Source organism: uncultured Coprobacter sp., from assembly GCF_947855755.1.
Taxonomy (GTDB): domain Bacteria; phylum Bacteroidota; class Bacteroidia; order Bacteroidales; family Coprobacteraceae; genus Coprobacter.
The window spans coordinates 1-8,345 of the sequence record NZ_CANUAR010000046.1; the positions used below are offsets into that span (position 1 = coordinate 1).

An 8,345-nucleotide genomic window follows, 5' to 3' on the forward strand; every position below is an offset into this window, starting at 1 on the left:
AAATTTTTTACAGCCTTTTTTTTAAATATTTCTACTAAATAGATGCAAATTGCTACAAATCATCAACTTAATAATATTTACTTTTTTCTAATGAAAAGGTATCTTCATTAAAACGGAAGATCATCTTCGGACGGTTCTGGCTCAAACGGAGGAGGAGGAATCGCACCTTCCATAGGTGCAGATACGGCAACTTTATCGATTTTCCAAGCACTGACATTTGTGTACCATCGTCCGTTATATTCTCGGCTTTCAATATCGCAACTAACCACAACCTCTTCACCGACCGCCATTGGAAACTGATCTACACGATCTCCAAAAAGCTGAAAACAAACCTTTCGCGGATACTGATCTCCCGTTTCCAGTATATATTCTTGTTTTTTCCATTCTCTACCACTTGCCTGACTCACTCCACTTTGTAAAGGCAAAATTTGAACGATATGTCCTCTTATCTCCATATTATTATACTAAATTTATATCATAAGGTGACAAAGATAATCATTTAGCTGTTAATATAAAATGAAGACGATAAGAATAAATCAAAACTTTGTATATAGCATTTTCAACAAAACAATCCGAAAAGATTTCTTGTTTTCTGTTTGTCAGATAGTCTGCTATCACTTTCGTAAAAATAAGAGATATTGTCAAAAGAAATTCCCAAAGCTAACTCAAACAAAATTAAATTTGCCCCCTTTTTTACAAAAAATAAATATAAATCACAAGTATAAAGCAGGAAGTTAGGGAATTCGATTTATATTTGCACCTTATTAAATTTGTTAGCAACATAAAAATTAAATGGAAGACCAAAAAATTTTATTACAAAAAATAGTAGAAGGCATTCAAGAAAAAAAAGGAAAGAAAATCATAACAGCAGATCTTTCTGCAATAGATTCGGCTTCAGCTGAATATTTTATTATTTGTGAAGGCGGATCAACCATGCAAGTATCAGCCATTGCAGATAACATTCGTGAATATACTCAACAAGAAACCGGAATTAAACCATTCGGATATGATGGATATCAAAATTCACAATGGATCGTTTTGGATTACGGAAATATTTACGTTCACGTTTTTCTTCCTGAATACAGGGAATACTATAAATTGGAGCAACTATGGAGTGATGCCAAATTGACAGCTTTTCCTGATGTGGAATAGTTCTTGTTGTTTTTATAATTCAAAAAACTGTATTCATTACTTATTATTAATGTATGGAGAATAAATCAAAACCTCAAGGTCCTAACAATAAAAAGCCGAAAATGCTCGGATTCAATTTATATTGGATGTATGCGCTGATTGCTTTTGTACTGATAGGTCTTTATTATACGAATGACGGATCGAACTCAAAAGAAGTAACTTGGTCTGAATTTGAAGAAATCGCCCGTGATAATGGAATAAAGCAGATTGTCGTTTATACAAATAAAGATTATTTAGAAGCTTATATAAAAGATAGTACGGCTCAAAATGTTTTTAAAACTACAGCCGATAAAATAGGCAAAAATCCTAAAATATATACGAATATTCCTTCGGCAGATGCTTTTGATAAAAATGTAGAGACATGGCGAAAAGAAAACGGTTTTAATGCTGCTGTCAAGTATGACAAAAGCAGTGATTTTTCGGATATGTTTTTCTCATTTTTGCCGATTATTTTACTATTTGCATTCTGGTTTTTCATGATGCGTAGAATGTCCGGTCAAAGCGGAGGGAGCGGAGGAGTATTCAATGTCGGGAAAGCGAAGGCACAGCTTTTCGACAAAGAAGGTCCGGTACAGGTATCTTTTAAAGATGTGGCAGGATTGTCCGAAGCCAAGCAAGAGGTCGAAGAAATTGTCGAATTTTTAAAGAATCCGGCACGCTACACCGATCTTGGGGGAAAGATCCCCAAAGGGGCTTTACTCGTAGGACCTCCGGGAACGGGAAAAACTCTACTTGCCAAAGCAGTAGCGGGGGAAGCTAATGTTCCGTTCTTTTCATTATCAGGATCAGATTTTGTCGAAATGTTCGTCGGAGTCGGCGCTTCTCGTGTAAGGGATTTGTTCCGTCAAGCTAAGGAAAAAGCTCCTTGCATTGTTTTCATTGACGAAATCGATGCTGTCGGACGTGCTCGAGGAAAGAATCCGAATATGGGATCGAATGACGAGCGTGAAAATACATTGAATCAGTTACTAACAGAAATGGACGGTTTCGGATCTAATAGCGGGGTTATCATTTTAGCTGCAACAAACCGTGCAGATATTCTGGATAAAGCATTATTGCGTGCCGGAAGATTTGATCGCCAAATATATGTAGAATTACCTGACTTAAATGATAGGAAAGAAATTTTCCGGGTTCATTTACGGAATGTGAAAATAGATGATTCGGTAGATGTCGATTTATTAGCTCGACAAACTCCCGGATTTTCCGGTGCAGACATTGCCAATGTCTGCAACGAAGCAGCCCTTATCGCTGCACGTAAAGGGAAAAACTCCGTTCAGAAACAAGATTTCATGGATGCAGTAGATCGTATTGTCGGAGGTCTTGAAAAACGGACAAAAATAACGACAGCGGAAGAAAAAAGATCTATTGCCATTCACGAGGCTGGGCACGCATCTCTAAGTTGGTTCTTGCAATATGCCAATCCTCTGGTGAAAGTCACAATCGTACCTCGAGGTAAAGCTTTAGGTGCAGCTTGGTATCTTCCGGAAGAACGTCAGATCACGACAAAAGAACAGATGTTGGATGAGATGTGTGCGACATTGGGTGGACGAGCTGCAGAAGAACTATTTATCGGACGAATTTCTACCGGTGCTGCAAATGATCTGGAACGAGTAACCAAACAAGCTTATGCTATTGTCGCATATTTCGGAATGAGTGCAGAATTACCGAATCTTTCTTATTATGATTCTACCGGACAAGAGTATGGCTTTACCAAACCTTACAGTGAAGAAACTGCCCGTATGATAGACAAGGAAGTAAGCCGTATTATAAATGAACAATATGAACGTGCAAAATCTATATTGTCAGAGAAAGCAGAAGGGCATCAACAGCTTACGCAGGTTTTACTGGAGCGTGAAGTCATCTACACGGAAGATGTGGAAAGAATTTTTGGAAAGCGGCAATGGACTTCTCGTTCGGATGAAATTTTAAATGAAAACGAGGCTAAAAAATCCCAATCCGAGTCTGACTCACCAAATAGTGAACAGACGGACGATAATCTTTCAACGGGAAAAGAACAAATACCTCCCGTTAATGAAACAAAAGCCGATGTTGAAATTTCTGAAAAAGCATAACCTGCAGTGACTATATAAGAGTTGTTGTATTTATTACAGCAACTCTATTTCTTTATATAAACATATAGAACGACAAAATAAACAAAACATACTATGAACAAATTAGTAATCAACAATTTCGAAGAATTCGAACAATATGTAGGTAAAGAATTGGGAGTGTCGGATTATATGCAAATCACCCAAGAACAAATCAACAAATTTGCAGATGCGACTTTCGATCATCAGTGGATACATGTAGATACAGAAAAAGCTAAAGCAGAAAGTCCTTATAAATCTACTATTTCACATGGATATTTAAATTTATCGATACTGCCTTACCTTTGGAATCAAATTATAGAGGTAAACAATGTAAAGATGCTTGTAAATTACGGTATTGAGAAACTACGTTTCAATCAAGCTGTATTAGTCGGAAACGAGGTGCGATTAAGAGCAAAACTACTGTCTTTAGTCAATTTGAGAGGGATAGCAAAAGCAGAAATAAAAGTGTCTTTGGAAATTAAAGACTGTAAAAAAACAGCGTTAGATGCAACTGTAATTTTTCTATATCATTTTATGTAATTTTACATTGAGAAATACCTTAATTACACCTAAAACCTTAATTACGAATTTATTCATTAAAACTTACTTGTTTTGAAAAATCTAATTATCAGAGCTATTACAGGTATATTATTCATCGGCATTATTATCGGTGCTATATTATACAGTAAATATACATTATTGGCATTGTTACTTGTTATCACGACATTGACACTTACCGAGTTTTACAGGTTAATGGAGGGAAATAATTCACAAAAACTCGCTTTATTTGTCAACATATTAGGGGGAAATTATTTAACTCTGTCACTTTATTTATACGCAAGCGATATATTGCCGGCTTTTTCTAAAGGCATTATTTTTATTCCCTATTTAATCTACTTTCTTTGTTGCTTTATCATTCAATTATATATGAAAGATAAAGACCCGATAACTCGATGGTCTCATTCTTTTATGGGACAAGTTTACATTGCTCTTCCCATAGGATTGCTAAGCTTTTTGGCTTTTGAACCTTCCTCAACTTTTTTATTTTATAATCCATGGCTGCTTTTATCATTCTTTGCTTTTATATGGATCAATGATACAGGTGCTTTCCTTGTCGGATCGGCAATCGGAAGAAAGCGATTATTCGAGCGCATTTCACCTAAAAAATCATGGGAAGGTTTTTGGGGAGGTATCATATTCAATTTGATATTAGCATATATCTTATCGACACAATTCAATATTCTAAATCAATTTGAATGGTATGGGTTAGCCATAACAGTTTCGATATTCGCAACATTAGGGGATCTGTGTGAATCTCTTTTAAAAAGGACTTTACAAATTAAAGATTCCGGCTCTATCTTACCGGGGCACGGAGGAATGCTCGATCGGTTTGACAGTGTATTATTGGCAGCGCCGGCAGCAGTAATCTATCTTTTTTTGTGTCATCAATTCTATTAATTAAAAAGATAATAAATAAAAACGCAGGAAATTTTATCCTGCGTTTTTTTGTTTATCGTATACGAAATAGCTTAATAAGCTGATTTGCCAAAATTAACAGGACAGAAATAAAGACCAAAAACGTAAACAAGTTCATCACAGAAAAAAGCTCTTTATAGTCACTGATTGCTGTGATCGATTTCCCGAACATAAAACAAAGTGACAATCCGAATATTGCAGAAATAGACCATACCGTCATCTCAACAATTCGTATTTTCCGTCTGGTTTCTCCGGGTAATCGATTCATCACTCTACGAGAAAACCACACCTCTCTGCGTAAAGGTTGTGCATGCTCCTTAAAGAATGCTTTCAACTTATCATCATTCTCCATATTTATAATTCTCTTTTTCTAAATATACATTCAATCTCTGACGAGCCCGAGAGAGATGAGATTTGACTGTTCCTGAAGGCATATTCATAATTTCCGAAACTTTATTCAAAGACAGATCTTCCAAATAAAACAGTTGTATTATAGCTCTTTCTTCCGGCTTAAGAATCTGCATCGCCTTGTATATATCTATATTACGAATTACCGTTTCGGAAGGAAGTTCATAATCTTGACCCAAAACATCCGGACTATACTCTTCCGAACATTTCCGACTTCGCATAAAATCATAAAAAACATTATAGGCTATTCTAAAAATCCATGTAGAGAACGATGACAGACCTTTAAATGAACGCAAACTGGTATATGCCTTAATAAATGTCTCTTGCGCCAGATCATCACTCAACATAGCATCTCCTAAAGTTTGATTTAAAAAAAAACGTTTTATCTGAGGATGATATTTATCAACCAAACGAGTATATGCTCTTCTGTCATCGTTCAAAAGACACCTTGCAATCAATAGAATATCCTCATTCTTGCTCATTTATATTTTGTTCTTCTTTAGACAGCTCTTCGTTCCGAGATTTTTCTTCTATTCTATAAACCAATAATTGCCCCAAGCCTATCAATATCGGTATTACAGAAAAAGCCCAAACATATTTATTCTCTGCAACAAGTCCGAAAAACAGGATACCGACACCTAAAGCTATTAGCGTAAGTGCTGTACTCAAGCGTTTCTTATTATATAACGGCTTTTTTGAAGAAGATTCTTCAAAAAAACTGTCAGGTAACTCTCTTCCGCATTCTATTGCCTTTTCGACCACGGCATATCGTTCTTTTTGAAGTTTTAATTTATATCTCAATGCAAAAAATAAGATCAAAAATAAAACGATAACCGGGACTCCGAATACAAAAACAATTGCGACTATCGGAATAAGCACATCTTCCTTATCATCACTTACTGCCTTCATCATAAGCTCATGATTTTGTTTCATTTTCAATAATGCCAACTCAGTCTTTTCTTGACTGATTATCGAATCGGGGACAGCAGAATTATTTTCTGCGACACATATTTCATTCGAAAAAATCGAAATGAAAACCACCACAAATAACAAAATAATTTTTTTCATTATCTTTATTTTTTAATGTTATGAATCTAATAAAAATTCTCCGGAAAATTTATTGATTAGACGTAACAAGAGATGCGTATGGTTGCAAGAAAACAAAAAAATTAAGGGTCCTACGAAATTTTCAGGAGCTATTTTAACCTCCAAAATAAAACAGTTAGCTATCATTTAGTATTAGGATCATCTCATACACAATATGAGCATCCGATTAAACATCTAAAAAAACAGTTTACTTTAGCTTTTTCCCTATAATTAGGAATGCTAAAGTAAACTGACATATATCCGCACAATCGATAATTTATATTTATAGAACTACATCTATAATATCTATCTTATTCCATAAGCTTACGATAACGTACCCGACGAGGTTCTATATCCCCTAAACGTTTTTTCTTATTTTCCTCATATTCAGAATAAGAACCCTCAAAATAAAATACCTGAGAATCTCCTTCGAAAGCCAAAATATGTGTACAAATACGGTCTAAGAACCAACGATCATGAGAAATGACCACTGCACATCCGGCAAAATTTACAAGGCCTTCCTCCAATGCCCTTAAAGTATTGACATCTATATCATTAGTAGGTTCGTCTAATAAAAGAACATTACCTTCTTCTTTCAGCGCCATAGCCAAATGCAAACGATTCCGTTCTCCCCCAGAAAGAACTCCGCACAGTTTTTCTTGATCTGCTCCGGTAAAATTAAATCTTGAAAGATAAGCTCGGGCATTCACATCCTTATTTCCCATACGAATCAAATCTTGTCCTCCCGAAATAACCTGATATACACTCTTCTGGGGATCTATATCTTTGTGAGTCTGATCTACATAAGCGATTTTTACTGTTTCTCCGACATCAAACTCGCCTTTATCAACACTCTCCTGTCCCATTATCAGCTTAAAAAGAGTCGTTTTACCAGCTCCATTCGGGCCTATCACTCCGACAATACCATTCGGAGGCAATACAAAATTAAGATCATCGAAAAGCAGTTTATCTCCATAGGCTTTTGCAACACCTTTCGCCTCAATCACTTTATTTCCTAAACGAGGTCCGTTCGGAATAAAAATCTCAAGTTTTTCTTCCCGCTCTTTTTGATCCTCATTCAATAGCTTATCATACGAATTCAAACGAGCTTTTCCTTTTGCATGCCGAGCAGAAGGAGCCATGCGAACCCACTCCAACTCCCGTTCAAGAGTCTTGCGGCGCTTACTCGCTTGTTTCTCTTCTTGTTCCATCCGCTTTGTTTTCTGCTCAAGCCATGAAGAATAGTTCCCTTTCCAAGGGATACCTTCACCCCTGTCAAGCTCCAATATCCATCCGGCTACATGATCGAGGAAATAACGGTCGTGCGTAATAGCAATGACCGTTCCGGCATATTGCAGCAAATGCTGTTCGAGCCAATCTATCGATTCAGCATCCAAATGGTTGGTAGGTTCGTCCAACAAAAGAATATCCGGCTGTTGCAACAACAAACGACACAAAGCGACACGACGCCGTTCTCCTCCTGAAAGATACTTTACCAACTGGTCTTCCGGAGGACATCGTAAAGCGTCCATAGCTCGCTCGAGCTTATTATCAAGATTCCATGCGTCCGTAGCATCGATTTTGTCCTGTAACTCAGCCTGACGATTCATCAAAGCATCCATCTTATCCGGATCTTCTAAAATCTCAGGGTCGCCAAATTTTAAATTTACAGCTTCATACTCAGCCAATAAATCCAATATCGGTTGTACTCCTTCCTGCACAATTTCCTTGACCGTTTTCTCAGGATCGAGCTTCGGTTCTTGTTCCAAATAACCAACAGTATAACCGGGAGAAAAAACGACATCTCCCTGATAAGATTTTTCAATACCGGCTATTATCTTCAACAACGTAGATTTACCAGAACCGTTAAGACCTATAATCCCGATCTTCGCTCCATAAAAAAACGATAAATAGATATTCTTTAAAACTTGTTTTTGCGGTGGAAAAGTTTTGCTGACTCCCACCATCGAAAAAATAATTTTTTTGTCGTCTGCCATTATTTATATATTTATAATTCATCTTTAAAAGCCTGTCTAAATTTTCCAACAAAAAATATTATCAGGTCATTTTTGTGTTTTCTTCCGGTCTTTTTTC

Annotated in this window: 9 protein-coding genes; 4 read left to right on the forward strand and 5 right to left on the reverse strand. The window is 36.4% G+C overall.

From position 1 onward, the window contains the following. Positions 1 to 107 precede the first annotated feature (107 nt). Positions 108 to 455, reverse strand: coding sequence for a DUF3127 domain-containing protein (locus Q0093_RS14420; protein WP_297303072.1), 348 nt, complete (start codon positions 453 to 455; stop codon positions 108 to 110). Between the two features lie 337 nt (positions 456 to 792). Between Q0093_RS14420 and rsfS the strand changes: the two genes are divergently transcribed. From rsfS to Q0093_RS14440, 4 genes are all read left to right on the forward strand, one after another. Further along, complete coding sequence (gene rsfS, locus Q0093_RS14425; protein ID WP_297303071.1) at positions 793 to 1,152, forward strand: ribosome silencing factor; 360 nt, start codon at positions 793 to 795, stop codon at positions 1,150 to 1,152. Positions 1,153 to 1,205: 53 nt separating this feature from the next. Beyond that, the gene (ftsH, locus tag Q0093_RS14430; RefSeq protein ID WP_297931860.1) at positions 1,206 to 3,263 is read left to right on the forward strand and encodes an ATP-dependent zinc metalloprotease FtsH; all 2,058 of its coding nucleotides are present in this window, start codon (positions 1,206 to 1,208) and stop codon (positions 3,261 to 3,263) included. Between the two features lie 93 nt (positions 3,264 to 3,356). After that, a complete protein-coding gene (locus Q0093_RS14435) occupies positions 3,357 to 3,821 on the forward strand; it encodes a MaoC family dehydratase (protein WP_294176555.1) in 465 nt (154 codons plus the stop codon). Between the two features lie 72 nt (positions 3,822 to 3,893). After that, on the forward strand, positions 3,894 to 4,739 hold the full coding sequence (locus Q0093_RS14440) for a phosphatidate cytidylyltransferase (protein WP_294176554.1): 846 nt from the start codon (positions 3,894 to 3,896) through the stop codon (positions 4,737 to 4,739). Between the two features lie 52 nt (positions 4,740 to 4,791). Here the strand turns inward: Q0093_RS14440 and Q0093_RS14445 are convergent, their stop codons facing one another. From Q0093_RS14445 to ettA, 4 genes are all read right to left on the reverse strand, one after another. Further along, a complete protein-coding gene (locus Q0093_RS14445) occupies positions 4,792 to 5,109 on the reverse strand; it encodes a hypothetical protein (protein WP_294176552.1) in 318 nt (105 codons plus the stop codon). Next, a complete protein-coding gene (locus Q0093_RS14450) occupies positions 5,099 to 5,647 on the reverse strand; it encodes a sigma-70 family RNA polymerase sigma factor (protein WP_294176550.1) in 549 nt (182 codons plus the stop codon). Before Q0093_RS14450 ends, Q0093_RS14445 begins: the two co-directional genes overlap by 11 nt. Next, complete coding sequence (locus Q0093_RS14455) at positions 5,634 to 6,233, reverse strand: DUF6249 domain-containing protein (protein WP_297931865.1); 600 nt, start codon at positions 6,231 to 6,233, stop codon at positions 5,634 to 5,636. The genes Q0093_RS14450 and Q0093_RS14455 overlap by 14 nt, the downstream gene beginning before the upstream one ends. Before the next feature lie 329 nt (positions 6,234 to 6,562). Then, the gene (gene ettA / locus Q0093_RS14460; protein WP_297931869.1) at positions 6,563 to 8,248 is read right to left on the reverse strand and encodes an energy-dependent translational throttle protein EttA; all 1,686 of its coding nucleotides are present in this window, start codon (positions 8,246 to 8,248) and stop codon (positions 6,563 to 6,565) included. Between the last annotated feature and the right edge of the window lie 97 nt (positions 8,249 to 8,345).